At 72.2% G+C, this 25817-nt stretch carries 26 protein-coding genes; 10 read left to right on the top strand and 16 right to left on the bottom strand.

All coding sequences use genetic code 11. The features are described from left to right. Window positions 1-99: 99 nt before the first annotated feature. From JK364_RS03765 to JK364_RS03755, 3 genes are read right to left on the bottom strand one after another with little or no spacing between them, the layout of a single operon-like run. Complete coding sequence (locus JK364_RS03765) at window positions 100-2250, bottom strand: xanthine dehydrogenase family protein molybdopterin-binding subunit (protein ID WP_201847456.1); 2151 nt, start codon at window positions 2248-2250, stop codon at window positions 100-102. Continuing rightward, entirely contained in the window at window positions 2247-3239 is a 993-nt protein-coding gene (locus JK364_RS03760) for an FAD binding domain-containing protein (protein ID WP_201847454.1), read from the bottom strand. Before JK364_RS03760 ends, JK364_RS03765 begins: the two co-directional genes overlap by 4 nt. Further along, window positions 3236-3793 (bottom strand): (2Fe-2S)-binding protein, encoded by a 558-nt coding sequence (locus tag JK364_RS03755; protein ID WP_044567454.1) that lies wholly within the window; start codon window positions 3791-3793, stop codon window positions 3236-3238. Before JK364_RS03755 ends, JK364_RS03760 begins: the two co-directional genes overlap by 4 nt. A 253-nt stretch (window positions 3794-4046) precedes the next feature. On the opposite strand from JK364_RS03755, the gene JK364_RS03750 reads away from it, so the two are divergent. Next, window positions 4047-4721 carry a TetR/AcrR family transcriptional regulator gene (locus tag JK364_RS03750; RefSeq protein ID WP_201847452.1) on the top strand — a complete coding sequence of 225 codons (675 nt, stop codon included), beginning with the start codon at window positions 4047-4049 and terminating at the stop codon, window positions 4719-4721. 18 nt (window positions 4722-4739) lie between these two features. Here the strand turns inward: JK364_RS03750 and JK364_RS03745 are convergent, their stop codons facing one another. The 4 genes from JK364_RS03745 to JK364_RS03730 all read right to left on the bottom strand — a co-directional run bounded on the left by JK364_RS03745 (window position 4740) and on the right by JK364_RS03730 (window position 8884). Continuing rightward, window positions 4740-5762, bottom strand: coding sequence for a Gfo/Idh/MocA family protein (locus JK364_RS03745; protein WP_201847450.1), 1023 nt, complete (start codon window positions 5760-5762; stop codon window positions 4740-4742). Then, window positions 5759-6763: a Gfo/Idh/MocA family protein gene (locus JK364_RS03740; protein WP_201847448.1), complete on the bottom strand. Its 1005-nt coding sequence runs from the start codon at window positions 6761-6763 to the stop codon at window positions 5759-5761. Before JK364_RS03740 ends, JK364_RS03745 begins: the two co-directional genes overlap by 4 nt. Before the next feature lie 113 nt (window positions 6764-6876). Next, a complete protein-coding gene (locus JK364_RS03735; RefSeq protein ID WP_201848884.1) occupies window positions 6877-7653 on the bottom strand; it encodes an SDR family oxidoreductase in 777 nt (258 codons plus the stop codon). Window positions 7654-7687: 34 nt separating this feature from the next. Beyond that, window positions 7688-8884, bottom strand: a complete 1197-nt coding sequence (locus JK364_RS03730; RefSeq protein WP_201847446.1) for a phytanoyl-CoA dioxygenase family protein — start codon at window positions 8882-8884, stop codon at window positions 7688-7690. 109 nt (window positions 8885-8993) lie between these two features. On the opposite strand from JK364_RS03730, the gene JK364_RS03725 reads away from it, so the two are divergent. From JK364_RS03725 to JK364_RS03715, 3 genes are all read left to right on the top strand, one after another. Continuing rightward, entirely contained in the window at window positions 8994-10025 is a 1032-nt protein-coding gene (locus tag JK364_RS03725) for a LacI family DNA-binding transcriptional regulator (RefSeq protein WP_201847445.1), read from the top strand. A 179-nt stretch (window positions 10026-10204) separates the two neighbouring features. Then, on the top strand, window positions 10205-10900 hold the full coding sequence (locus JK364_RS03720) for a DJ-1/PfpI family protein (RefSeq protein ID WP_201847443.1): 696 nt from the start codon (window positions 10205-10207) through the stop codon (window positions 10898-10900). Window positions 10901-10967: 67 nt separating this feature from the next. Next, window positions 10968-11300 carry a hypothetical protein gene (locus JK364_RS03715; RefSeq protein WP_201847441.1) on the top strand — a complete coding sequence of 111 codons (333 nt, stop codon included), beginning with the start codon at window positions 10968-10970 and terminating at the stop codon, window positions 11298-11300. Window positions 11301-11376: 76 nt separating this feature from the next. On the opposite strand, the gene JK364_RS03710 is transcribed toward JK364_RS03715, so the two are convergent. From JK364_RS03710 to JK364_RS03685, 6 genes are read right to left on the bottom strand one after another with little or no spacing between them, the layout of a single operon-like run. After that, complete coding sequence (locus JK364_RS03710) at window positions 11377-12093, bottom strand: sulfite exporter TauE/SafE family protein (RefSeq protein ID WP_201847439.1); 717 nt, start codon at window positions 12091-12093, stop codon at window positions 11377-11379. After that, entirely contained in the window at window positions 12090-13151 is a 1062-nt protein-coding gene (locus tag JK364_RS03705) for an ABC transporter ATP-binding protein (protein WP_201847437.1), read from the bottom strand. Before JK364_RS03705 ends, JK364_RS03710 begins: the two co-directional genes overlap by 4 nt. Further along, complete coding sequence (locus JK364_RS03700) at window positions 13144-14157, bottom strand: ABC transporter ATP-binding protein (protein WP_201847435.1); 1014 nt, start codon at window positions 14155-14157, stop codon at window positions 13144-13146. Before JK364_RS03700 ends, JK364_RS03705 begins: the two co-directional genes overlap by 8 nt. Then, the gene (locus JK364_RS03695) at window positions 14154-15152 is read right to left on the bottom strand and encodes an ABC transporter permease (protein WP_201847434.1); all 999 of its coding nucleotides are present in this window, start codon (window positions 15150-15152) and stop codon (window positions 14154-14156) included. The genes JK364_RS03700 and JK364_RS03695 overlap by 4 nt, the downstream gene beginning before the upstream one ends. 14 nt (window positions 15153-15166) lie before the next feature. Further along, the gene (locus tag JK364_RS03690) at window positions 15167-16096 is read right to left on the bottom strand and encodes an ABC transporter permease (protein ID WP_201847433.1); all 930 of its coding nucleotides are present in this window, start codon (window positions 16094-16096) and stop codon (window positions 15167-15169) included. Window position 16097: 1 nt separating this feature from the next. After that, a complete protein-coding gene (locus JK364_RS03685) occupies window positions 16098-17612 on the bottom strand; it encodes an ABC transporter substrate-binding protein (RefSeq protein WP_201847432.1) in 1515 nt (504 codons plus the stop codon). A gap of 330 nt (window positions 17613-17942) precedes the next feature. Between JK364_RS03685 and JK364_RS03680 the strand changes: the two genes are divergently transcribed. After that, window positions 17943-18992 (top strand): 2-hydroxyacid dehydrogenase, encoded by a 1050-nt coding sequence (locus tag JK364_RS03680; protein WP_230991289.1) that lies wholly within the window; start codon window positions 17943-17945, stop codon window positions 18990-18992. Between the two features lie 6 nt (window positions 18993-18998). Here the strand turns inward: JK364_RS03680 and JK364_RS03675 are convergent, their stop codons facing one another. Beyond that, the gene (locus JK364_RS03675) at window positions 18999-19355 is read right to left on the bottom strand and encodes a nuclear transport factor 2 family protein (RefSeq protein ID WP_201847431.1); all 357 of its coding nucleotides are present in this window, start codon (window positions 19353-19355) and stop codon (window positions 18999-19001) included. Between the two features lie 83 nt (window positions 19356-19438). After that, window positions 19439-20218, bottom strand: a complete 780-nt coding sequence (locus tag JK364_RS03670) for an SDR family oxidoreductase (protein WP_201847430.1) — start codon at window positions 20216-20218, stop codon at window positions 19439-19441. A 99-nt stretch (window positions 20219-20317) separates the two neighbouring features. On the opposite strand from JK364_RS03670, the gene JK364_RS03665 reads away from it, so the two are divergent. Both JK364_RS03665 and JK364_RS03660 read left to right on the top strand, forming a co-directional pair. Beyond that, window positions 20318-20842 carry a winged helix-turn-helix transcriptional regulator gene (locus JK364_RS03665; RefSeq protein ID WP_201847428.1) on the top strand — a complete coding sequence of 175 codons (525 nt, stop codon included), beginning with the start codon at window positions 20318-20320 and terminating at the stop codon, window positions 20840-20842. A gap of 54 nt (window positions 20843-20896) precedes the next feature. Continuing rightward, entirely contained in the window at window positions 20897-21859 is a 963-nt protein-coding gene (locus JK364_RS03660) for a D-cysteine desulfhydrase family protein (protein WP_201848882.1), read from the top strand. 43 nt (window positions 21860-21902) lie between these two features. Here the strand turns inward: JK364_RS03660 and JK364_RS03655 are convergent, their stop codons facing one another. Further along, entirely contained in the window at window positions 21903-22973 is a 1071-nt protein-coding gene (locus tag JK364_RS03655) for a helix-turn-helix transcriptional regulator (RefSeq protein WP_201847426.1), read from the bottom strand. Between the two features lie 64 nt (window positions 22974-23037). On the opposite strand from JK364_RS03655, the gene JK364_RS03650 reads away from it, so the two are divergent. The 3 genes from JK364_RS03650 (at window position 23038) to JK364_RS03640 (ending at window position 25791) form a co-directional block, all read left to right on the top strand. Then, window positions 23038-23772 (top strand): alpha/beta fold hydrolase, encoded by a 735-nt coding sequence (locus JK364_RS03650; RefSeq protein ID WP_201847425.1) that lies wholly within the window; start codon window positions 23038-23040, stop codon window positions 23770-23772. A gap of 181 nt (window positions 23773-23953) precedes the next feature. Continuing rightward, on the top strand, window positions 23954-24721 hold the full coding sequence (locus JK364_RS03645) for a GntR family transcriptional regulator (protein ID WP_201847423.1): 768 nt from the start codon (window positions 23954-23956) through the stop codon (window positions 24719-24721). A 62-nt stretch (window positions 24722-24783) separates the two neighbouring features. Then, window positions 24784-25791: an ADP-ribosylglycohydrolase family protein gene (locus JK364_RS03640; protein WP_201847421.1), complete on the top strand. Its 1008-nt coding sequence runs from the start codon at window positions 24784-24786 to the stop codon at window positions 25789-25791. Window positions 25792-25817 lie beyond the last annotated feature (26 nt).

Raw genomic sequence — 25817 nt, 5'->3', positions numbered from 1 at the left:
TGGTCGAACGGACTCGCCCCACAAGGTCACACCACGTACGACATCGGCGCCGGCCAGGTGGGAAACCTGGCCGGCGCCGAGCACCCGACGGTGAAGGGGTCAGCCCGCGTGGCCGGGCTCCGGCACGTTGGTCCCCGCCGACAGGACCCGGTCCGGGCGGATCGGCAGGTTGCGGTGGCGGACGCCGGTGGCGTGCCACACCGCGTTGGAGATCGCCGCCGCGGCCCCCACGATGCCGACCTCACCGACGCCCTTGATGCCGACCGGATCGTCCGGGTCCGGGTCGTCCACCCAGTCCGCCTCGACGACCGGCACATCGGCGTTCGCGGCGAAGTGATAGCCCGCGAGGTCGGGAGAGACGAGGCCGCCCGAGGCCCGGTCCCTGACCGCCTCCTCGTGCAGGGCCATGGAAATGCCCCAGATCATTCCGCCGACGAGCTGGTTGCGCGCGGTCAGCGGGTTGACGATCCGGCCCGCCGCGAAGATGCCGAGCATCCGTCGCACCCGGACCTCTCCGCTGGTGACGTCCACGGCGACCTCGGCGAACTGCGCGCCGAAGGAGTGGCGTTCCTTACTGGTCAGGGCGCCGATGGCTTCGGTGGTGTCGGACCGCGCGGTGATCCCCTCGGGCGGGATGTCGCCGCCCAGGGCCAGCCGCTCGCGCAGTTCGCTCACCGCGATCCCCACCGCCCACGCCCAGGAGCGCGTGCCCATCGAGCCACCGGCGAGCATCGCCGGGCCGAGGTCGCTGTCCGCCATGACCACCCGGACCCGCTCCGGATCCACCGCCAGCGCGTCCGCGGCGATCAGGTTGATGGCGGTCCGGGCACCGGTGCCGATGTCCGCCGCGTTGATGCGCACGGTGAAGGTGCCGTCCGCCTCCGCCGTCACGGCCGCCGTGGACGGGCCGGCCCCGGAGTGGAAGCTGGCCGCCGCCATACCGGTCCCGAGCAGCCAGCGCCCCTCGCGGCGCATCCCCGGACGGGGGTCCCGGTCGGCCCAGCCGAACCTGCGGGAGCCCTCCTCGTAGCAGGCGACCAGATTGCGGCTGCTGAACGGCAGACCCGAGACCGGGCCCCGGTCGGGCTCATTGCGGACGCGCAGCTCGATCGGGTCGATGCCGGTCCTCTCGGCGAGCTCGTCCATGGCGCACTCCAGCGCGAACGAGCCCGGTGCCTCGCCGGGCGCGCGCATGAAGGTCGGGCTCGGCACATCGAGCCGTACGACCCGGTCGCTGGTGTAGTGCGCGTCGGCGTCGTACATCACGCGGGCCACCGTGGCGCTCCGCTCGATGAACTCGTGGACGGTCGACGTGACGCACTCGGACCGGTGGTCGAGCACCCGCAGCCGCCCCGACTCGTCGGCGCCGAGCCTGACCCGCTGCGCGGTGGGGCTGCGATAGCCGATCGTCGAGAACATCTGGCGGCGGGTCATGACGACGCGCACCGGGCGATGGAGGACGGTGGCGGCCATGGCGGCGGCCACCTGGTGCGGGCGGGTGGTCTTGGAGCCGAAGCCGCCGCCGACGTGCTCCGACCGCACCCGCACCGACTCCGCGTCGAGGGAGAAGATCTGCGCGAGCTCGGCGGCCACCATCGTGCTGCCCTGGTTGGAGTCGAAGACCTCGAGCCGGCCGCCGTCCCAGTGGGCCGTCGCCGCGTGCGGCTCCATGGGGTTGTGGTGCTCTTCCGGGGTGGTGTACTCGGAGTCCACGACGAACGTGGACGCGGCGAGTTCGGCCTCGACGTCGCCCTTCGTCGCCACCGCCGGTCCGAAGGGCGAATCCGGCGGGGTGTACATATCCGGGTGTCCGGCGGTGAAGCCGATGTCGTGCGGCTCCTGGTCGTACCGGACCACCAGCGCTTCCGCGGCCTCCCTGGCCTGCTCGGGCCGCTCGGCGAGGACCAGCGCCACCGGCCAGCCCATGAAGGGGACCCGGTCGTGCTGGAAGACCCCGAGGATCGGGTCGGGCTTCCCGATCATGCCCATGTAGTCCAGGTTGACCCGCGGGGCGTTCTCGTGGTGGATGACCGCGAGGACTCCGGGCATGGCGAGCACCGGCTCGGACTCGACCGCGGTGATACGGCCGCGGGCCACGGTGGACAGCGCCATCCAGCCGTGGGCGAGGTCGGGCAGGGGGATGTCGCCCGCGTAGCGGGCCGCTCCGGTGACCTTCTCCCGGCCCTCCACGCGGGTGCGCGCGGTGCCGAAGGCGCCCGTCGTCGTGGTGGTTCCGGTCGTCGTGGTCATCGGGCGGCCTCCTCGGTGAGTTCGGTCAGCAGGGCCACGACGAGGTTGCGCATCAGCGGCACCTTGTATCCGTTGTGGGGCAGTGCCTCGGCGGCGGCCAGCTCCGCGTCCGCGGCGGCGGCGAACGCCTCGGCGGTCGCCGGGCCTCCGGTCAGCGCCCGCTCGGCCTCCAGCGCCCGCCACGGCCGGGAGGCGACCGCTCCGAAGGCGAGGCGGACCTCGTGGACGACCCCGTCGCGGACGTCGAGGGCGGCGGCGATCGAACCGATCGCGAAGGCGTAGGACGCGCGCTCGCGGACCTTGCGGTAGCGGGAGTGGGCGGCCACCGGGGCCGGGGGCAGGGTGATACCGGTGATCAGCGCGCCGGACGGCAGCGCGGTCTCCAGGTGCGGGGTGTCGCCCACCGGAAGATAGAAGTCCGCGAGCGGCAACTCGCCCGGCCCGTCGGTGGTTTCGTACCGTACGACGGCGTCGAAGGCGGCGAGCGCGACCCCCATGTCCGAGGGGTGGGTGGCCACGCAGTGCTCGGAGGCGCCGAAGATCGCGTGGTTGTGGTGCTCACCCTCGATGGCCGGGCAGCCGCTGCCGGGGAGGCGCTTGTTGCAGGGCCCGGCCACATCGGTGAAGTAGCCGCAGCGGGTGCGCTGGAGGAGATTGCCGCCGACGGTGGCCATGTTGCGCAGCTGCCCGGACGCACCGGCCAGGACGGCCTGGGTGAGGGCCGGGTAGCGGCGCCGCACCTCGGGGTGGGCGGCGAGATCGCTGTTGGTGACGGTGGCCCCGATGCGCAAGGCCCCGTCCGGCGTCACCTCGATGTGGTCCAGGGGCAGTTCGCGTACGTCGACCAGGCGTCCCGGCCGCTCGACACCGGTCTTCATCAGATCGACCAGATTGGTGCCGCCGCCGAGGAAACGCGCGTCGGGGTCGGCGCCGAGCACGGAGACCGCCTCGGAGACCTCGAGGACCCGCTGGTAGCCGAACTCCTTCATGCGAGGGCCTCCTCGGTCCCGGCCGTGCGCGCCTCGGCGGCCCGCGCGACCGCCTGCACGATCGACACATAGGCGCCGCAGCGGCACAGGTTGCCGCTCATCCGCTCCCTGATCTCGTCCGGGCTGAGGGGCGGCGGTCCCGCTTCGGGGCGGACGTCGGCGGTGGCGGCGCTCGGCCAGCCCGCCGCGTGCTCCTCGAGCACGGCGAGGGCGGAGCAGATCTGCCCCGGGGTGCAGTAACCGCACTGGTAGCCGTCGAGGTCGAGGAAGGCCTGCTGCACCGGGTGCAGTTCGTCGCCCTCGGCCACGCCCTCGATCGTGGTGACCTCACGGCCCTCGGCCGCCACCGCGAGCTGGAGGCAGGAGACGGCCCGGCGGCCGTCGATCAGCACCGTGCAGGCACCGCACTGGCCCTGGTCGCAGCCCTTCTTGGTACCGGTGAGGTCGAGCTGCTCCCGCAGGGCGTCGAGCAGGGTGGTGCGGTGGTCGACGGGCAGCGTGTGTTTCTCGCCGTTGATGGTCAGCGTGATGACGCTGGACGTCGATGGGGCCATGATCAGCCTTCTTTCGCGGGTGTGGGGCGCGTTGAAGTCGTCCGATGGAGGGGGCCCGGGGCCCTGGGGAGGGGGTCCCGGGGATAGGGGATGCGGGACAATACCCGTCGGCGCTCGGTTTCGGCCATCCACACTGGCCGTATCAGCCGGTAAGGTGGACCTAAACGGACAAGTGTCCGCTGTCCATGAAACTTAGCGGACAGCTGTCCGGTGAGCAAGGTCGGCGCTACGGCGGGGCCCGGAAGGAGGGGGAGTGCGGGCAGAGAGGGAGGCGCGTCTGCGCTCGGACGCGCAGGCGAACCGCGAGCGCATCCTGGAAGTGGCGCTGGTGGAGCTGACACGCTCGGCGGACGTCCCGCTGAGCGCCATCGCGAAGAAGGCGGGCGTCGGGCAAGGAACGCTGTACCGCAACTTCCCCAGCCGCGAGGCCCTCGTCCTGGAGATCTACCGCCACGAGATGCGGCAGGTGGCCGACACCGCGGCCGAGCTGCTGCGTACCCGCGCGCCGGATCAGGCCCTGCGGGAGTGGATGGGGCACCTGGCCCGGTTCGCCATGGCCAAGGCCGGGCTCGCCGACGCGCTGCACAAGGCCATCAGCGCGTCCTGCGGCCAGGAGAAACCGGGGCACGGCCAGATGACCGAGGCCGTGGCGCTCCTGCTGCGGGCCAACGAGGAGGTCGGCACCATCCGCCCGGGCGTCACCACCGACGACTTCCTGCTCGCCATCGCCGGCCTGTGGCAGATCGGCCCCGACGAGAACGGGCAGGCACGCGCCCGACGGCTGCTGGACCTGGTCATGGACGGGCTGCGCACGGGCGCGCCCGGGCCGGGGGCGGGCCGGGGGCGGCAGCCGACGGGGAGAGCTGAGCCGGCCGGAGGCCCCCGTGCATCGGCGGGCGGGGGCCTGCGTAGCTCCGTGGCTCCGTAGCGCGGGCTGTCCCGCGGATCAGCCCGGGACCGGAAGCACGGTACGCGGCCGGGGCGGGAACCCGGCGGCGCGGTAGCACGCGTCGATCAGGGACATGGTGGTCAGCGCGTCCTCCGCGTCCAGCGGAAGCGATGTGCCGTGCCGCAGGTGCGCGGCGTACGCGTCCAGCTGGTAGGTGTACGACGACCGCTTGCCCAGCTCCTCCGTACGCTCACCCGCGGGCGTACGCACCACGACCCGGTCGTCCAGATGCGGCTGGACGAAGTTCATTGCCGTCGCCTCCCCCCGCGAGCCGATGACCCTGAGGCTCATCCGCCACTCCTCATGTGCCATATGGCAGCGGGCGGATCCGGTGGCGCCGCTGGGGAAGGCCAGGTCCGCGTCCAGCCACTCGTCCACCTCCGGTGCGCCGTGCCGGGCGCCACCCCGGGCGGTGACCAGGCGCGGGGGACCACCGGCCCAGGGGGCGAGGGTGGCTTGCGCGTGCAGGCTGTAGCAGCCCAGGTCCATCAGGGCGCCTCCGGCCAGGGACAGGGACCAGCGGGGGTCGGACCCGGGCGGGGCGGGCATGGACATCATCGTCTCGATGTGCCGCGGCTCCCCGAGTTCCCCGGAGTCGAGCAGTTCGTGGAGGCGGCGGGTGACGGGGTGGAAGAGGTAGTGGAAGCCCTCCATGAACACGGTGCCCGCCTTGGCGGCCGCGTCGCGCACCTCGGCGGCCTCCTCGGCGTTGCTCGCCGAGGGCTTCTCGGTCAGCACATGCTTGCCCGCGGCGAGCGCGGCGAGGTTCCACGGCCCGTGCAGGCTGTTGGCCAGCGGGTTGTAGACGACCTCCACATCGGGGTCGGCGATCACATCGGCGTAGGAGTCCAGGACGCGCTCGACACCGTGCTCGGCGGCGAAGGCGTCGGCCCGGCCACGGGAGCGGGCGGCCACCGCGACGAGGCGGTGGCCGCCCGCACGGGCGGGGCCGACGAGGGAGAGCTCGGAGATCCGGGCGGCGCCCAGGACCCCGATGCGCAGCGGCTCGGCTGTCGTCATGCCTTGCGTACCTCTTCCATGGTCACGGGGCGGTGTTCGCGCAGCGAAAGCGTGCAGGCCTCGGCGATCCAGCCGGCCTCGACGGCGTCGGCGACGGTGCAGGGGGAGGGCCGCAGGCCCGCCGCGACCTCGGTGAAGGCGGTGAGCTCGGCCCGGTAGGCGGCGGCGAAGCGGTCTATGAAGAAGTGGTGCGGTGTGCCGCCCGGGAAGGTGGCGCCCGGTTCGACGGAGCGCAGCGGCAGCCTGTCCTCCAGGCCCGCGGCCACGCTGTCCGTCATGCCGTGGAGCTCCAGGCGGGCGTCGTAACCGCGGGGGTTGTGCCGGGTGTTGGAGACCACGGCGAGGGTGCCGTCGTCCAGGGTGAGGAGGGCGGAGGCGGTGTCCACGTCTCCGGCGGCCGCGATGTACTCGGCGCCGCGGTTGGCGCCGGTCGCGTAGACCTCGGTGACCTCGCGGCCGGTGATCCAGCGGACGGTGTCGAAGTCATGCACGGCGCAGTCGCGGAAGATGCCGCCGGAGACGGCCACATAGGCGGCCGGGGGCGGCTCGGGGTCCAAGGTGGTGGACCGCACGGTGTGCAGCGGCCCGAGCTCACCGCTGACCACCGCCGCCCGCGCGGCCACGTACCCGGGGTCGAACCGCCGGTTGTAGCCGATCTGGACCTCCACCCCACCGCCCTCCACGGCGCGGAGGACATCGAGGCTCTCCTCGATCGTGCGTGCCACGGGCTTCTCGCAGAAGGCCGGTACGCCCGCCCGCACGGCGGCGACGATGAGCTCGGGGTGGGCGTCGGTGGCCGCGGCGATCACGACGCCGTCCACACCGGCGGCGAGTACGGCCTCCGGCGAGTCGACCGCGTGGGCGCCGAAGCGCTCGGCGGCGGTGGCGGCGGCCGCGGCGACCGGGTCGGTGACCACGAGGGAGTCCACCGCGTCGAGCGTGGACAGGGTCTCGGCGTGGAAGGCGCCGATCCGGCCCAGGCCCATGATGCCGATACGCATGGGGAGTTGTGTCCCTTTCTGATGGTGCGGGTGCTGACGGTGAGGCTTATGGGTGATGTGGCTTTTGGGTGGTGTGGCTTCTGGGTGGGTGTTGCTTCTGGCGATGCGGCGGGTCAGCCGAGTCCGCCGAGGACGTTCTGGTCCCAGTCGATGACCGAGCCGGTGACGACCCCGCTGCGGTCGGAGAGGAGGAGGACGACGAAATCGGCGATCTCGTCGACCTGGCCGAGCTTGCCCATCGGCTGGGCGCGGGCCGCCTCCTCGCGCCAGTCGTCGCCCGCGCCGTGGAAGGCGCGCTGGATGGCGTCCTCGCCCTCGGTGTCGGTCCAGCCCAGGTTGAGGCCGTTGACGCGGACGCGGTCCCAGCGGTGGGCGTGGGCGGCGTTGCGGGTCAGGCCCGCGAGCCCGGCCTTCGCGGCGGAGTACGGCGCCAGGAACGGATATCCGCCGTGTGCGCAGTTGGAGATGATGTTGACGATGGTGCCCGGGGCCTTCCTGGCCACCATGTCGGCGACGGCGGCCTGCATCGCGAAGAACGGGGCGCGCAGATTGATCGCGACATGCGCGTCGAAGAGCTCGGGGGTGGTGTCCAGCAGTGTCCCGCGCGAGGTGAGCCCGGCGGAGTTGACCAGGCAGTCGATCCTGCCGTGGGCCGCCACCACCTGTTCCACGCTGCCGCGTGCCTGCGCGGGATCGGCCAGGTCGGCGCGGAGGAAGGCGGCCGTGGCTCCCTGCGCGGCGAGCTCCCCGGCCAGCTGCTCACCGGCGTCGGGGCGGCGTCCGGTGAATGCCACCGTGGCCCCTTCGCGGGCGGCGGCGCGGACGATGCCCGCGCCGATTCCCCGGCTGCCCCCGTTGACCAGGACGATCTTGTCCTGAAGCAGTCCCATCTCCTGAACCAGTCCCATCAGCGGTCCGTCTCCTTCAGCTCTGGCGGCGCTCGGCGCCGGCCCGCAGTTCCGTACGCAGGGTCTCCGGGGTCCAGTCCCGCTCCAGGGCGCGCCGGAGGGTGTCGGCCTGGGAGTCCGGGGCGAGGCCGCCGACCGGCGGGTCGAGGTCGAGGTTGGTGGGGAAGGGGTAGCCCTCGGCGCAGGCCGCGATCACGTTGTGCAGCCAGTCCTCGGTGGCGCCTTCGGCCTTGCGCCGCCGCAGTACGGGGAAGACCGCGTTGGCCACCGCCTCGCGGTCGACGGTCTCCATGGCGCGGCCGAAGGCGGAGGAGATCTGCAGCAGGTTCGCCATCCGCCGGATGTCCGTGGAGCGATTGTGTCCGGCGGCGTGGAAGAGCGCGGGGTTGAAGAAGACCGCGTCGCCCGCCTCCAGCGGCAGCTGGACGTGGTGTTCGGCGAAGTAGGCCATGAACTCCGGGCGGCGCCAGGCCAGATAGCCGGGCTCGTACGCTTGTGAGTACGGCAGGTAGAGCGTCGGGCCGGACTCGACCGGCATGGCGCAGTGGGCGACCGCGCCCTGAAGGGTCAGCACGGGGGAGAGCCGGTGGACATGGGCGGGATAGGCCGCGGCCCGCGCCTCGGAGAGGAAGCCGAGGTGGTAGTCGCGGTGCACGCTCTGCGCCGCGCCGCCCGGGTTGACCTGGTTGATCTGTGAGGTGACCTGGTAGCCGGGGCCGAGCCAGGCGGTGGCCACGAGGGCGATGAGGTCGTTGGCGTAGTAGTCGGCGAAGACCTCCGGTGCGCTCAGGGCCAGCTTCTCCAGCGCGTTCCACACCCGGTCGTTGGCGCCGGGCTTGGCGAAGTGATCACCGCGGGCGGGGCCCGCCGCCCGTTCCCGCTCGATCAGCGCCGTGAACGCCTCGGTGGCCCGGTCCAGGACCGACGCGTCGGGGAAGGCGCCCTTGAACACCACGATGCCGGGGCCGTCCAGCAGGGCGTGGACCAGTTCCGCCTGGGCCTCCCGGCGGCCGGGCGCCGTGGCGGCGCGGGCCCGCAGGCGGTCGCCGTCGTAGACGGGGACGTTGTGCTCCACGGCGTCGGCACCGGGGTGGTCGCCGGGGTCGGTGGTCCGCTCGACCAGGGTGCGGAAGGCATCGAGGGAGCAGTCGGCCTCACTGAGCCAGGTATGAGACCTCGGAGACCTCGGAGACCTCGGAGCGATGAGGGGCATTGCTTAACCGATCCTTCCCGTGGGCTGCGGCTTTCTGTCAGTGTTGTGATCGGCCGAGCATCGGGCAATCCTCAGCAGCCCATCAAAAACCCCTCAGGGAGGCGCGCCGATGGCCCATCCGTATCCCATCCGGGAGATCGCCCGGCAGGCGGGCCTGAGCGAGGCCACCGTCGACCGGGTGCTGAACAACCGGGGCGGGGTGCGCGAGAGCACCACCCGGGAGGTCCACCAGGCCATCAAGGACCTGGACCGGCAGCGCACCCAGGTCCGCATCGGCGGCCGTACCTTCATGATCGACATCGTGATGCGGGCCCCTGAGCGCTTCTCCTCGGCGGTCCGCGCCGCCCTGGAGGCGGAGCTGCCCTCGCTGCGCCCGGCGGTGCTGCGGTCGCGCTTCCACTTCCGCGAGACCGGTCCGGTGGAGGAGCTGATCGCCACGCTGGACCGCGTCGCCCAACGCGGCGGCTGCCAGGGGATCGTCCTGAAGGCGCCCGACACCCCGGAGGTCACGGCGGCCGTCGGCCGCCTGACCGCCCTCGGGCTACCGGTGGTGACCCTGGTGACCGACCTGCCCGGCAGCGCACGCCGGGCCTACGTCGGTATCGACAACCGCGCCGCCGGAGCCACCGCCGCGTATCTCATGGGCCAGTGGCTCGGCGACCGCCCCGGCAATGTGCTCACCACCATCAGCCGGGGCTTCTTCCGCGGCGAGGAGGAACGCGAGATGGGCTTCCGCAGCGCGCTGCGCAACGCACACCCCGGGCGCACGCTCGTGGAGGTCACCGACAGCGACGGCCTGGACGCCACCCAGCGCGACCTGGTCCTGCGGGCGCTGCGACGCGACCCGGACATCCGGGCGGTCTACTCGATCGGCGGCGGCAACACCGCGACGATCCAAGCCTTCGAGGAACTCGGCCGCGGCTACGAGGTGTTCATCGCCCACGACCTCGACCACGACAACACCCGGCTGCTGCGCGAACGCCGGCTGTCCGCGGTGCTCCACCACGACCTGCGCCAGGACATGCGCCGCGCCTGCCAGATCATCATGCGGGCCCACGGAGCCCTCCCCGACGACGGCCCCTCCCTGCCCTCGCCCATCCAGGTCGTCACGCCGTACAACATGCCGTCCGACGTGGTCTGAGACACCTGATCGCGGCATCTGCGGGGTATCTGCCGGGCATCTGCCGGCACCCTCCGGCCCGCTTGGCGAGATCCCGTTGAACCATGTCGCTCGTGCCACTGGGAGCCGTTTCCGCCCTCGCATAGCGTCGGAAAAGGGCCAGATGGACTGGCCGTCACCGCATGTGAGGGAACATTTTCATGCTCGCCCAGATCGTCCTGTTCGACGGCTTCGACCTCCTCGATGTACTCGCCCCCTACGAAGTGCTGCACGCCGGTGGCATGGCTTCCGGAGGAGCGCTGCGCGCGGAGCTGGTGTCCGCCGAGGGGCCGCGTGAGGTGGTGAGCGGGGTCGGCGGCGTACCGCTGCCCGCCACGGCCGCACTGGATCCGGCGAGGGCGGACCTGGTGGTGGTCCCCGGTGCCGCCGGCCGGGTCGGCGAGCCCGGCGAGGTCCCCGACCACGACGCGGACGCGGACCCGGGTGAGTGGCGGGAGGACGAGCTCATCCCCGTCCTGCTGGGCCGCACCCTGAACACCGGGCTGCCGGGGCTGCTGAAGGCCGCCATGGACCGCCCGGAGGTGACCGTCGCCACGGTGTGCGGCGGCTCGCTCGTGCCGGCCATGGCCGGTCTGCTGGAGGGCCGCTACGCCACCACCCACCACATGGGCCTGGACATGCTGGATGCCACCGGCGTCAACGCGATCAGGGCCCGGGTCGTCGACGACGGCGATCTCGTCACCGGCGCCGGTGTCACCTCGGGACTCGATCTGGGCCTGTATCTGCTGGAGCGCGAACTGGGGCCGCGGATCGCCCACGCCGTCGAGGAACTGTTCGCCTACGAGCGCCGTGGCACCCCCTGGCGCCACCACGGGCCGTCGCCCGTCGCCCTGTGACCACACCGCCCCACCGCCACCCGCCCCACCGCCATCCGCCCCGACCCACCGTAAGGAACACACCACCATGCCCGTCGCAGACTCCGTCGAAGGCACCTGGGATCTGTCCATCTCCACACCCATCGGCCGGATCAAGGCCGTGATCGAACTCCGCGACAAGGGCGGCACCCTGACCGGTACGGCCCACGGTGCGGGGGAGGAGGTCCCGCTGGCCGATGTGGCGCTCGACGGTGACGAGCTCATCTGGCGTCAGACCATCACCAAGCCGATGCGGCTGAACCTCGCGTTCACCATGACGGTCGAGGGCGAGACGATGACCGGCACCTCCAAGGCCGGGCGGCTGCCCTCCTCCAAGGTCACCGGACAGCGCCGCGCCGTCCCCGTGGCAGCGGAGAGCTGACCGGAGACGCCGATGAGGGAACCGGGCCGATGGCCCGGTCAGCGGCAGTGCCAACTCTCAACGGAAGCCGACCGGTTCAGCGGAACTGCTGGACCACCAGCACGGTCGCGCTCGCCACCGCGAGCACCATGGCGACGGCCCTGGTGCGCCGCATGTCCAGCCGGCTCGACAGCGGGCGGGCCAGCAGCACCCCGATCGCCGCGGCCGGGGCCAGCAGGGCGGTGTGCCACAGGCTGTACGTGTGCACCGCTCCCGTCGCCGCCAGGGTGGCCAGGCTCATCACCGAACCGGCCAGGAAGAACCCGCTCATCGTGGCGCGCAGCCGCGGTCCGCTCAGGCGCTGCCAGACCATGGCCATCGGCGGCCCTCCGATGGCGGTCGCCGTGCCCATCAGCCCCGACATCAGACCGGCCAGCAGCACCGACCGCCGCCGCGGCGCGGGCACGAAGCCGCGCAGGCTCACCGCCACGCCTGTGAGGACGACCGCGGCCACGAGGAGGGCGAGGTACCGGGCGGGCAGCACGGCCACCAGCGCCGCGCCGCCCAGCACCCCCGGCACCCGGCCGATCAGCGCCCACCCCGCGCCCCGCAGGTCCAGGTGGCCGCCCTCCAGCATCAGCACCGCGGCCGTGACCCCGGTGGCGAGCAGCAGGACCACCACCGGGGTGAGCGACGGGTCGAATATCGCGATCACCGGGGCGGCCAGCAGGCCGAGCCCGAAGCCGATGGAGACCTGGAGCAGCGCCCCGACCGCCACCGTGATGAAGAGCAGGGTGAACTCCGGCGGGCTCATGCTTCCATCGGCCCGGCGCCCAGCGGGAAGTGGCACAGGCCCTCGTGCGGCTCCCGCCCGGTGTCCGCCGTGCCGTCGCGGATCACGACAGGAGGAGCGAGCTCGGCGCACCGGGCCTCGCTCTGCCAGCAGCGGGTGCGGAACCGGCAGCCCGACGGAATGTCGTACGGGGACGGGATCTCCCCGCGCAGCTGGATCTCGTCGTCCTGGGCCTGCCCGGAGACGTCGAGGGTGGGCGCGGCGGACATCAGGGCGGCGGTGTAGGGATGCACGGGCCGGTCGAAGACGTCCTCGGCGGGGCCGTGCTCGATGACCTTGCCCAGGTACATCACGGTCACCCGGTCGGAGACATGCCTGACCACGGAGAGGTCATGGGAGATGAAGACGTAGGAGACACCGAGCCGCTCACGCAACTCGGAGAGCACATTGAGCACTTGGGCCTGCACCGACAGGTCGAGCGCGGACACCGGCTCGTCGCACACGATGAGGTCGGGGTCCAGCGCGAGCGCGCGGGCGATGCCGATGCGCTGCCGCTGCCCGCCGGAGAACTCGTTCGGGTAGCGGTCGGCGTCGCTCTCCCGCAGTCCGACGAGGGACAGCAGCTCACTGATCCGTCGCTGCCGCGCCTGTGCCGTGGGCACGATGTCGCGGTGGGTGCGCCACGGCTCGCCGATGAGGTCGGCCGCGGACATCCGGGCGTTGAGCGAGGCGAAGGGGTCCTGGAACACCATCTGCACCCGGCGCCGCCAGGCCAGCAGTTCCCTGCCCTTGAGGGTGAACGGATCGGTGCCGTCGAAGCGCACCGTGCCCGAGTCCGGGCGCTCCAGCCCGAGCACCACTCTGGCCAGGGTCGACTTGCCACATCCGGACTCGCCCACCAGCCCGAGCGTCTGCCCGCGCTCGACCCGCACATCGACGCCGTCGAGCGCGGTCAGGCGCCGGCGGCCATGGCCGAACGACTTGGTCACGCCGCGGACCTCGAGCAGCGGCGGGGGAGTGGCGGAGCCTTCGGCCCGCGGGCCGGCGGCGGTGGCGTCGGTGAGGGGCGTCTCAGGCACGGTCGAGCTCCTCGGAGAAGTGACAGGCGGCCGAACGCGAGGCCCCGACGGACACCAGACGGGGGCGCTCCTGGGCGCAGCGCTCCTGGGCCAGCGGACATCTGGCCCGGAAGACACAGCCGGACGGGACCGCGCTGAGCTCGGGCGGGCTCCCCGGTACGGCGGGCAACGGGCGGCCCCTGACGGCGTGTTCGGGGACCGAGTCGAGCAAGCCCTTGGTGTAGGGGTGGCGGGGGCGGGAGAACACCTCCGCCACCGGGCCGGTCTCCACCACATTGCCCGCGTACATCACCACGACATCGTCCGCGCGCTGGGCCACCACCGCCAGATCGTGGGTGATCAGCACCAGCGCCATGTCCCGCTCGGTCTGCAGATCCCGCAGCAGCCGCATGATCTGCGCCTGCACGGTGACATCGAGCGCGGTCGTGGGCTCGTCGGCGATGAGCACATCGGGGTCCAGCGCGACGGCCATCGCGATGAGCAGCCGCTGGCGCATACCGCCGGAGAACTGATGCGGATACGCGCGGGCCCGCAGCCGGGGCTCGGGGATGCCGACGCGGGTCATCAGCTCGACCGCCTTCTCCCGGGCATCGCGGCGCGACATCCCGCGATGGATGCGGAACGGCTCGGCGAGCTGCCTGCCGACCGGCTGTACGGGGTTGAGCGCGGTCAGCGCGTCCTGGAAGACGATCGACAGCACGGGCCCGGCGAGCTTCCTGCGCCCCGCCTGGCCCAGCCGCAGCACATCGGTGCCGGACACCTTCACGGATCCGCCCGTCACCTCGGCCGTCGGCTCGAGCAGCCCGACGATGGACAGCGCGGTCATCGACTTGCCGCAGCCGGACTCGCCCAGCAGCGCCAGCGTGCGCCCCTTGCGCACCTGGAAGCCGACACCGTTCACCGCCCGGACGGTCCCGGAGGGGGTGCGCAAGTCGACACAGAGCCCCTCGACTTCGAGTGCGGGGCCGCCGGTCCCGGCGGGCGCGGGCAGGGTGGAGGGGGTCACGCGATCATCTCCGAGGGAACAGCGGCCCGGTTGCCGCGCCGCTTCCTGGGCAACGTCAGACGCCAGCGCTGGGCCGGGTCGGTGGCCAGGCGGACCCAGGCGGCGAGCACCGTGGCCGACACCGTGGTGAGCACGATCGCGACACCCGGCAGCACGGCGATCCACCAGGCCGTCTGGAGGTACTGGCGCCCTTGCGCCACCATCAGCCCCCAGCTCACATCGGGGGGCTGGATGCCGATGCCGAGGAAGCTCAGGCTGGACTCGGTCAGCATGACGAAACAGAAGTCGAGCGTGGCCACGGTCAGCAGCGTCGGCAGCGCGATCGGCAGAATGTGCCGGTAGATGATGTTCCGGCTCGGCGTGCCGAAGGTCCGGGCCGCGTCCACGAACAGACGGCTCCTCAGCTCGGCCGACTCCGCGCGGGCGGTGCGCAGATAGACCGGGACGCGTGCGACGGCGAGGATCAGCACGATGTTCATCGCGCTCGGCGCGAAGACATACAGCACGACCACCGCGATCAGCAGGGACGGGAAGCTGAGGATGACATCGGCGACCCGCATCGCGACGTTCTCGCGCATGCCTCCGTGGTAGCCGGCCCACAGCCCCAGCGCCGAGCCGATCAGCAGCGAGCACAGCACCGCGGGCACCGCGATGGACAGCGTCGTCCCGGCGGCGTCCACCAGCCGGGCCAGCACGCTGCGCCCCAGCACATCCGTGCCGAGCAGCCCGTAGAAGCCGTGGTCGAGGGAGGGCGGGCGCAGCGAGGCGCGCAGATCCTGCCGTACGGCTCGGTCCCCGATGAACAGCCGGCCGAACAGCGCGACCAGGAACACCCCGGCGAGGATGACGGCCGCGACGGCCGCGGCCCGGTCCCGGCCGAGCAGCAGCCACCAGCGGGGCGGGCGTTGGCGCGACGGGACGGCTGCCGCGCCGGAGGGCCGGTCGGCGGAGTCGGTGGGGTCGGTGGAGCCGGTGGGGTCGGCGGGGTCGGTCATGGTGGCTCCTTCGCTCACGCCGGCACCGCCTGGCGCACTCGGGGGTCGATCAGGGCGTGGCAGACGTCGACGAGGATGTTCAGCGCGAAGATCGTCACCGCCGTGAGCAGGACGGCGGCCTGCAACACCGCGAAGTCGCGCTGCAGAATCGAGTCGATCATGAGCTTGCCGATCCCGGGCCAGCCGAAGATCGTTTCCACGATCACCGCGCCGTTGACGAGGCCGACGGTCAGGTCCCCGGCGACGGTCAGAACGGGCGTGATGGAGTTGCGCAGCGCGTGTCCGAACACCACGCGCTTGGGGCCGGCCCCCTTGCTGCGCGCGACCTTCACATACGGCGCGGACAGCGCGCCGACCATGCTGCCGCGGACCACCTGCACCAGCACCCCGAACGGGCGGATCAGCAGAGTGGCGATGGGCAGCACCCAGATCTCCGGACCGCCCAGGGTGCCGGAGGTCGGCAGCCAGTCCAGGCCCACGCCGAAGACCAGCACACCCACGATCGCGAACCAGAAGTCGGGGATGCTGGCCGCGGTCATCGACAGCAGACCGGCGATCCGGTCGATGAGCGAGTTGGGCCGGTACGCGGCGAGGCTTCCGACCAGCAGCGCCCCGAGGATCGCCAACAGCATGGTCACACCGGCGAGTTGGAGGGTGACCGGGAAGGCGTCGAGCACCATCGTGCCGGCCGGCTCCCCGGTGCGCAGCGAGGTCCCGAAGTCGAGTTGCGCGGCGTTGGTGAGGTAGTCCCACAGCTGCACCGGAATGGAGTCGTCGAAGCCGTGGGCGGCGGAGAACTCGGCCCGCTGCTGCGGGGTGGCGCTCAGCGGGAGGTAGAGATCGACGGGGCTGCCGGTCAGGCGGGCCAGGCAGAACACGCCCAGCACCACGAACACCAGGGGGATCGCGCTGGAGATGATGCGCTTGCGCAGGAAGGACGTCATCTCAGTGCCTCCCCGCCCGCGCGGGGCCGACCTCGGCCAGCCGCATCTCGTCCCCGGTGGCGGAGTCCGGCCGGTACCGCACCTTCGGCGACAGCCCCAGCAGTCCGCGCATATGGGCCAGATAGGCGTACTGCGCGACCGTTTCGTTCTGGTAGCCGAGCACCTCGGCGAACGCCTTCTCGCGGGCCTTGCCGGACAGCGCGTCCGCCGCGGCGATGCGCCGGTCGAGCTCCTTGGTGCCGAAGGTGGACTGCGGGCCGTCGCTCACCAGGTACTGACTCGTGGTGAAGGCCGCGTCCCCGGCCTGGTTGCCGTGCATGATCAGCAGCGCCACCGGCCCGACGTTTCGGGGCAGCGGACGCAGCTGGTACTGCAGGTGGGTGGCGGTGTCCGCCATGCGAATCCGCACGTTCAGCCCCACCCGGTCCATCTCGTACTGCAGGGCCTCGGCCACTTCCGAGATCCCGGCGAACATGCCGTTGCGCGCCACGAGGGTGATCTGCCGGTGCACGGGGACACCGTCGTCGGCGGCCTGTTTCACCAGCGCGCGGGCGGCGGCCACGCGGTACGGGACGGGGGCGAGGTCGTCGTTGTGGCCCACCACGCCGGGCGGGACGAGTTGTGCGGCGGGCTTGGCCAGTCCGCCGAGAAGCGCTTCGATGATGCCCTCGCGGTCGACGGCCATGCCGATCGCCTTGCGCACCCGGATGTCGTTGAGCGGCGCCTCGCGGCCGTCCAGACGCAGGGCGGTGGTCTCGTTGTTGGGGTAGGCCACGGTGTTGCCCTTGTCGGCGCTGGTGTGGTCCAGCGCCGTCGCGATGTCGGCCTCGCCCTTGTCGATCATCGCGGCACGGACGCTGGCATCGCTGCGCCAGACGTACCGGGCCCGGGGATAGGCGGGCGCCTTCCCCCAGTAGTTCTCGTTGCGGGCGAGGGAGATGGAGACACCGGTCTGCCATGACGTGACGGCGTAGGGGCCGGTCCCGATCGGTATCCGCACCTTGGCCTTGGTGCTGGTGGTGCGCGGCACGATCTCGACGAAGCTGAGTCGCAGGGGGAGGATGGGGTCGGTCTTCTCGGTGGTGACGGTCAGCCGGGTGGGGCTGACGGCGTGTACTTCGAGCTTCTCGTCGCCGAAGACGTAGCCGTCCACGTTGCAGGCGAGATCGGAGTTGACGGCGCGGTCGATGGAGAAGGCGGCGTCCTTCGCCGTGAACGGCTGCCCGTTCTGGAAGGTCACACCGGGGCGGATGTCGAAGGTCCAGGTCGTGGGCTTGGTCTGCCGCCACCCGGTCGCCAGCAGCGGATCCAGCTTCCCCGAGGTGGGGTCGCGTTCCACCAGCGGCTCGGTGATGTTGGAGCGGACGACGACACCGGTCGCGGTCAGCGATGACTCGCAGGGCTCCAGCGTCGGGGGCTCCTGGGTGAGGACGAGCCGCAGGGTGCGGCCGTCCGCGCTGCCGGCGTCACCCGCCGCGTCACTGTTCGCCACGGCGCACGCACTGGTCAGCAGCATCGTGCCGATCGTGAGAAGGGCGAGAACTGTATGGGCCCGGCCCCGTTCCCGGCGCGGGCTGGAGGGTACGGAGGACTTCATCGTCGGCGTATCTCCGAGGGTGCTGGCGGGGTGCCGCCCGAGAACGACAGTCGATCGACATGGCTGTCTACACTTACGTACCCGGTCTGCATTTGTGGACGCCGAAGCTAAACCGGAGGTGCCGGGGCGTCAAGGGATCTGACAACAAGCGCAGGTAGAGCGGTTCTTGGTCGCGGCCACCCGATCATTGACAGCCTCATGGGGAGCGTGCACAAATGAAGACAGCGCCTATGTATGAGGACGGTGGTCATGGCCGGAAAGGCTGCCCCCGAGGGTGACCGAGGGATGCGCATCATGCTCAGCCACCGGATCCTGAGCAGGTTCGGCGAACGGCTGAGGGAGCGGACCGAGGACCGGCACGAGTGGCTGGACGTCTGCGACTGGGACGCGGCGCGGATCGCCGACGCCATCGCCTCCGTCGATGTGTACGTGGGTTCACAGCTCTCCGAGGACCACGCGCGCCGGGCCCAGCGCCTCCGCCTCGTCCACGTGGTCGGCGCGGGCTACGACGGCATTCCCCTGGAGGCGCTGGGGCCCGATGTGACCGTGGCGAACACCTTTCACCACGGCGCGTCGATCGCCGAACACGTCCTGATGTGCGTGCTGATGCTGTCCCGGCGGGTGCTCACGGCCGACCGGGAACTGCGGGCCGGTCGGTGGCGGAACGTCGCCGTCGACGCCACGCTGCCCTTCGGGGACACCCTGCGAGGCCGCCGTGTCGGCGTCATCGGCTTCGGCGAGACGGGGCGGGAGATCGGCCGGCTGTGCCAGGCGGTCGGCCTGGGCGTACGGGCCGTGCGCCGCGACCCGTCGGCCCCGCTCCCCGACGATCTGCGCCCCGACTGGGTGGGTGGCACGGACCGGCTCCCGGAACTGCTGGCGGACTCCGACATCGTCGTGGTGACCGTGCCGCTGAGCCCCGCGACCCGCGGACTGATCGGACCGGCCGAACTCGCCGCGATGGGCCCGCGGTCCCTCCTGGTCAACGTCGCCCGTGGCCCGGTCGTGCGGGAGGAGGCGCTGTACGAGGCGCTGTCGGCCGGCACCATCGCCGGGGCGGCCCTCGATGTGTGGTGGGCCGGCCCGCCCCACGCGCCGAGCCGGCTGCCGTTCCACACACTGCCCAATGTGGTGATGACACCGCACAACTCGGGCCACACGGAGGAGACGTTCGCCGCCCGCGCCACGGATATCGCGGCCAACATCAACCGCCTGGAGGCGGGGAGCCCGCTCAGCAACGTGGTGCGCGCCGGGCGGGTGCGGGCCGTGCCCGCCGGCCCCGCGGTGGAGAGTGTCTGAAGCGGCTCAGGGGGCGATGGTGAGGTGGCTGATCAGGCCCTGATGGAGCGTGAAGCGATAGCGAAGGTCGACGGTGCCGCCGGGGAAGTCGCCCTCGAGCCGCTGGGTGACGGTGCAGCGGTCCGGGCCCTCGTGCTCGGCCCCGAGGAAAGTGGTGGTGTAGGTGAACTCGGAGGTGGCGCGGCCCAGCCACCGCTCGATGGCGGGGATTCCCTCGTAGGCGTTGCCGTCGTCGACGACCGTCGCGTCCGGCGCCAGCGCGGTTGAGGCCGCGGACGCATCGCGCTCATTGTGTGCCTTCAGGTACCGCTTGACGGCGTCGGGCAGATCGGTGGCGTCGAGGGGGGTGGTGTGGTCGGTCATGGCTGCCTCGCTGATGGTCTGTCGGATGGGGATTCTCGGTCGGTTCTCGGTCGGTTCTCGGTGGGTTCTCGGTGGGGCGGTGCTCAGACGGCGGGTACGGTGCCGCCGTCGATGACGTGCTCGGCGCCGACGATGGCGGAGGCCCGGTCGGAGACGAGGAAGGCGACGAGTTCGGCGACTTCTTCGGGCCGGTTGGGACGCCCGAGGGGGATGCCGCCGAGGGAGTCCATGAGCGACGCAAGAGCGGACTCCCGGTCACCGGTCTGCTCGGCGATGCGGTCGATGAGTGCGTCGGCCGCGCTGGTCCGGATGAACCCGGGGGACACCGTGTTCACCCGCACCCCGAGCGGGGCCACCTGGTTGGCCAGGCCCTTGCTGTAGGTGGTGAGCGCGGCCTTGGCGGCGGCGTAGGCCAGCGTGCCGTTCCACAGCGGCATCCGCCGCTGGATCGAGGAGACATGGACCACCGCGCCCCCGCCCCGTTCGATCATGCCCGGGATCAGGGCGCGGTCCAGGCGGACGGCGCCGAGCAGATTGTGGTTGAGCTCCTGCTGCCAGATCTCCTCGGACATCGCCTCGAAGCCACCGGCGGGCGCGGCCGAGCCGCCGAGCGTATGGACCAGGATGTCCGCGCCGCCCAGCCGCCGCCGCGCCTCCCGCGCGATGTGTTCCGCGCCTTCGGGCGTGGTCAGGTCGGCGCCCACGAAGTCGTCGTCGGGGACGTCCTCGGGCCGGGAGCGGGCGGTGACCAGTACGGTCGCACCGGCCGTCCGCAGCCGGGCCGCGATCGCCGCTCCGGTGCCCTTGGTGCCACCGGTGACGAGGGCGCGGCGGCCGGAGAGAGAGTCATTGGGTGTGGGCAAGGCTGTCCGTTCCGGAATGCGCGCAGGGCGCACCCCTTGTGACTGCTAAAATAGAAGCAAGTAACTTTCACATTAGCAGTAACTCGGGAGGGTGTCGCAATGGCAAGCCGGATCAGGCTGGAGGACCGTGAGTGCCCGCTGTCGACCACGGTTCAGCACGTGGGGGAGTGGTGGACGCTGCTGATCCTCCACGACGCCTTCGACGGCTATACGCGCTTCGACCAGTTCCAGCAGAGCCTGAACATCTCCACCAGCATGCTCACCACGCGGCTGAAGACCCTGGTGGCGGACGGCCTGCTGGAGCGGCGCCCCTACCAGACCAACCCGGTCCGCCATGAGTACGTGCTGACCGAGCGCGGCCGTTCGCTGCGGCCCGTGGTCGTCGCACTGGCCGCCTGGGGCAATCAGCACCTCGCACCGGAGGAGCGCGCCATGATCCTGGTCGACGCCCGGACCGGCGAGGAGGCCGAACCCGTCGTGGTGGACGCGCGCACCGGCCGGAGCCTCGACGACAGCGAGATGTACGTGTTCACCGCGGGCCCGGCCGCGAGTGAGGCGATGCGCGCCCGCTACACCGAACTCGAGCGGCGGCGACCCGAGCCCGACCCTTCCGCATCTGAGTAGACGAAGGCGGCGATCGTGTCAGAAGAACGTCAGGACACCACTCGGGCCGAGTTGATGAGCCGGCCCACACCGCTCGAGCCCGCGCCACGCCTGGCCCGTGCCATCGGGCTGGACCCCGATGACCTGTGGATCAAGCGTGACGATCTGATCGGGCTGGGCGGCGGTGGCAACAAGGTCCGCAAGCTGGAGTGGACGGCCGGTGCCGCCCGCGCCGAGGGCGCCACCACGCTGGTGACCAGCGGGGCCGCCCAGAGCAACCACGCCCGTCTGACGGCAGCGGCCGGGGCCCGGCTGGGCATGGACGTGGTCCTGGTCCTCGCCGGTGCCCCGGCCGAGGGCATGACCGGCAACATCGCGCTCGACGGTCTCTTCGGCGCCCGCGTCGTATGGGCGGGCGAGGTGAGCGAGGCGGAACTCGCGGCGGCGGTGGAGGACGTGGCCCGGGACCTGCGCGAGCGGGGCGCCCGGTCCGCGGTGATCCCCTTCGGCGGCTCCAGCGTGCTGGGCGCCCAGGGCTATGCCGAGGCGGGGACCGAACTCCTGGTACAGGACCCGGACCTGACCACGGCGGTCGTGGCGGTCGGATCGGGCGGCACCATGGCCGGGCTCGTCCACACCCTCGGAGCCGAGCGGGTGCTGGGGGTGCACTGCGGCGCCGTCGCCGATCCCGAGCACACCGTCGGCCACCTGGTCGAGGGGCTGGCCGGACGGCCCGCGGCCACGTCCCCGCGGCTGCGCCTGGATCAGGTCGGGCCCGGCTACTCCGCGCTCACCGAACCGGTCATGGACGCCATCACCACGGCGGCCCGCACCGAAGGCATCGTCCTCGACCCCGTCTACACCGGCCGCGCCCTGGCCGGTCTCATCGCGGCCGTCCACGACGGCCAGGTGCGCCCCGGGCAGCGCACGGTCTTCGTGCACACCGGCGGACTGCCGGGCCTGTTCGGGCACCCCGAGACACTGGCGCGGGCGCGTTCCGCCGTGGCCGACACCGCCGTACGGTGGCCCCGCGGCTGAGCGTCGCACCGGCACGACCCCGGGGTGTCTCAACGATCCGGTGTCACTCCGCGCGGGGCTCCGCCCCCTCGGTGGCGTCGGCGACCGCGTCGGCGCACGTGGCGAGTCGGCGGGCCAGGGCGCGCACCTGGTCGCGCAGCGCGTCCGGACGCTCGATCACGAACGGGAGGTCCAGCCAGGCGAGTACGGAGGGCACCCACTCCAGCCGCTCGGCCCGCAACTCGACCCGCACCCATGCGGTGCCCTCTCCCTCCCCGGAGGCGGCGGCCGCGTCCTCCCCGGAGGCGGCGGGCGCGTCCCGCGCCGGGCGGGCCGGGAGCTCCCGTACGGTGGCGAGCCCGGGCGGGAGCCGGTGGCGGACCTGCTCGACCGTGCCCTGGACCCGGAGCGACACCTCGTGCAGATACGGCACCCCGGCCAGCCCGGCCAGCACCCGGGCCGCCGGATCGAACCCCTCGGGCACATCGAACGACCCCGGTAGCACCGAGGCCGTCTCGATCCGGTCCAGCCGGAACGTGCGCACCTCGCCGCTGGCCGAGTCCGCCCCCGTCACATACCAGCGCCCGGAGTGCGCGACGACCCCGTACGGATGCACGGTGCGTTCGCTGCGCCGCCCCTTCCAGGCGGTGTAGCCGATGGCGACGGGACGGCGGTCCCGCGCCGCCTCCGCGAGCATCAGCAGCACGCCCGTCTCCGGGATGGCCATCGGGCGGGCGGGGGCGGTGAAGTCGGCGGTCGCCAGCAGCGCGTCCAGGCGGCGGCCGAGCGCCTCGGGCAGCACCCGGCGCACCTTGGCGGCGGCGCTCTCGGCCGCCGCGACGGACGTGGTCACCAGCCCGGCCCGGCGGCCGGCGACCAGGCCGAGCAGCACGGCCAGCGCCTCCTCGTCGGTGAGCATCAGCGGCGGCATCCGATAGCCGGGGGCGAGCCGGTAGCCGCCGTAGCGGCCGCGCACCGACCGGACCGGGACGTCCAGGTCGATCAGATGGCCGACATAGCGGCGGACGGTGCGCTCGTCCACGCCGAGCCGGTCGGCCAGATCGGCGACGGTGCGGGTGCCACCGGCCTGGAGGATCTCCAGCAGGGCGAGCACGCGGGCGGTCGGTCGGTTCATACCGGGCAAGTATTCCGCGAATACCGGGCGGACCCTGTCCGGTATCGCTTCTAGCGTCTGAGCCATGGCGACCTACGTACTGCTTCCCGGGTTCTGGCTCGGCGCCTGGGCCTGGCGCCCGGTGGCGGATGACCTGCGCGGCCGTGGGCACGACGTCCACTCCCTCAGCCTGACCGGGATGGGCGAACGGGCGCACCTGGCCCGGCCCGACACCGACCTGGAGACCCACATCACCGATGTGCTCAACCTGATCCGTTACGAGGACCTGCACGATGTGGTGCTGGTCGGGCACAGCTATGCCGGTGCGGTGGTGGCCCCGAGCGTGGCGGACCGGATGCCCGACCGGATCAGCCGCCTGGTGTTCATCGACAGTGGACCGCTGCCGGACGGAATGTCCCACCTGGAGTTCTCCCCGCCGGAGGAGCGGTCGCGCGACGCCGAGCTGGTTCGTACGGAGGGGGACGGCTGGCGGCTGCCGCCCCCGCCGTGGCGGCAGCTGGCCTCGGAGGTGTCCGGGCTGCCGGACGACACGCTCGAACGGCTGGTGCGGCTGTCCGCCCCGCAGCCGTGGGCCACCGCCACCACCCCGGTCCGGCTGACCGGGGCATGGGAGAAGCTGCCGCGGCTGCATGTGCTGTGCAGCTTCCCGGTGGCAGAGGTCCGGGCGCGGATCGGCGTCGTTCCGGCCTTCCGGCATATGGCGACCGAGGGGTCGGCGTACCGGGAGCTGCCCGGCTGGCACTGGCCGATGTTCGACCGGCCCGGTGAGCTGGCGGCGATCCTGCACGACGCGGCCTGACGAGCCCCCTGGCTGTTGCTCGCCGATGGCACGGCCCGCTTCACGGCGGGCCGTGCCATCAGCTTTCCCGCTGCCATCGGTTCCCGCTGCCATCGGCGTCCCCGGACCAAGGGTGATCAGTTTCCGATTCGCGTGCTTGCGACTCTAGACAGGACTGAACATGTATGGCTAACTTCCGGACATGCCTAAACAGGTACTCAAGCATCAGCGCATCGCCCGCGTCCTGGCCCGTGAGATCCACAGCGGCGCCCTGGAGCCGGGCAGCAGGCTGCCCGGCGAACACGCGCTCACCCGGCGCTTCGCGGTCAGCAGGGCCACCGTCCGCCAGGCGCTGGACGAGCTCAGCAAGCAAGGGCTGATCTCCACCCACGCGGGTGTCGGCTCGTTCGTCACCTTCGACGGCGGCCTGCTGGACAACCGGCTGGGGTGGACCAGGGCGCTGGCCGACCAGGGAGCCCAGGTCACCACCGAGGTGCTCCGTCTCGAAGCGGTGCGCGATGCCCGGCTGGCCGGTGAACTCGGCATCGAGGGAGTCGAGTTCATGGCGCTCGACCGGTTGCGGGTGCTGCCGGAGGGCACTCCGGTCGCGCTGGAGCGCAGCCGGGTCCCGATGGTCGCGGCCCTGGCCGACGTCCCGCTCGGCGGGCTCCTCGACGGTTCGCTGACCAAGACCCTCGCCGCGGTCGGCATCCGGGCCACACACGGGGACGAGTGGGCGTCCGTGCGTCAACTGGCCGCCGACGAGGCGACCCTGCTCCGCCGCCAGGTGGGAGAGGTCTGGCTCAACACCCGCAGGGTCAGCCGCGGGCCCGACGGCCGGATCGTCGAGCAGGTGACCAGCCTCCTGGACCCCGCCCGCTTCCAACTGCACCTCGGCTTCGGCGAGAGCCCCGATGAGACGGCCCTGGGCAGCGGCAATGAGGCAGCCGCGAAGAAGCGGCCCCGATGAGACCGCACACCGCGCCCGCCCACGCCCCACGTACCGCCTTCGCGCACTGACAGGAAATCCGAATGAACCACCAGCACGACCGCGCGCTCGGCGCCCTCTACGGCCTGGCGATGGGCGACGCCCTCGGTATGCCCACCCAGATCATGTCCCGGCGGTCCATCGTCGCCCGGTTCGGCACCGTCACCGATTTCGAACCCGGCCCGGAGGACAACCCGGTGAGCGCCGGAATGCCCGCCGGTTCGGTCACGGACGACACCGATCAGGCCGTCATCGTCGGCCGGCTGCTGACCGGGTCCGGTGGCCGGATCGACCCGCTGCGGCTCGCGCACGAGCTCCTGGAGTGGGAGCGCGCCATGAAGGCCAAGGGCTCCTTCGATCTGCTCGGCCCCTCCACCAAGGCCGCCCTGGAGGCCGTGTCCCGCGGCGTACCGCCGGAGGAGGCCGGCAAGTCCGGTGCCACCAACGGCGCGGCGATGCGGATCACCCCCGTCGGCGTCGCCTTCCCCGACACACCCCTGGAGCCCTTCCTCGACCGGGTCGCGGAGGCGTGCCAGGTCACCCATGACACCTCCATCGGCATCGCCTCCGCCGCCGCCGTGGCCGCCGCGGTGAGCCGTGGCATCGACGGCGGTGGCCTGGAGGACGCCGTCGGCGCGGCGATCACGGCGGCCGCGGCCGGCGCCGAGCGCGGCCACTGGGTCGCCGGGGCCGATATCGCCGCCCGCATCGGCTGGGCCGTGGACCTGGTCCGCGGACTGCCCGAGCGGCAGGCCCTGGACCGCGTCTGCGACCTGGTCGGCACCAGCGTCGCCAGTCAGGAGTCGGTCCCCGCCGCCTTCGCCGTGCTGTCCCTCGCCGAGGGCGAGCCATGGCGGGCCTGCCTGCTGGCGGCCAACCTCGGCGGCGACTGCGACACCATCGGTGCCATCGCCGGTGCCATCGCCGGTGCCGTCAGCGGGGCGTCCGCCCTGCCCGACGACGCCCTCGCCACCCTGCGTTCGGTCAACGACCTCGACCTGGAACCGCTGGCCAAGGCCCTGCTCGCGCTGCGCGCCGACACGGCCGAATGACACACACCTCCGCACACACCTCCGCC

The sequence above is a fragment of the Streptomyces endocoffeicus genome, from assembly GCF_016741935.1.
GTDB lineage: Bacteria > Actinomycetota > Actinomycetes > Streptomycetales > Streptomycetaceae > Streptomyces > Streptomyces endocoffeicus.
This window is presented reverse-complemented; position numbering and strand designations above follow the sequence as displayed.